Annotated in this window: 1 protein-coding gene; it reads right to left on the bottom strand. The window is 62.0% G+C overall.

Annotated elements, in window-relative coordinates; translation table 11 throughout:
• Positions 1–255: hypothetical protein (locus tag HKX41_12330; protein ID NNC24922.1), on the bottom strand; the 255-nt coding region annotated here is incomplete at both ends.

A 255-nucleotide genomic window follows, 5' to 3' on the forward strand; every position in this document is an offset into this window, starting at 1 on the left:
GCCCAGCTCTATGAGCAGGTCTCCGGCCTCTTCCTTGAAGATCTCCCGGTCTCTATCTGTAAAGACGTTCTTCCAGTCTCCGGCTATGCCCTTGCGGGCAGCCATCGAACGCCGGTCTTCCTCTCCCGGCTTGCGGCCGCCGGAGCGCTTCTCGAAGCTGGTGCGCTCCACTACGCGCTCCAGCAGTTTCGGATTGGCTCGAGCCCCGAGAAAGCGGTAAAGATGCTCAATCTCCCCTTCCGGGCGCTCCAGCAG

Source organism: Salifodinibacter halophilus (assembly GCA_012999515.1).
Classification (GTDB): domain Bacteria; phylum Pseudomonadota; class Gammaproteobacteria; order Nevskiales; family Salinisphaeraceae; genus Salifodinibacter; species Salifodinibacter halophilus.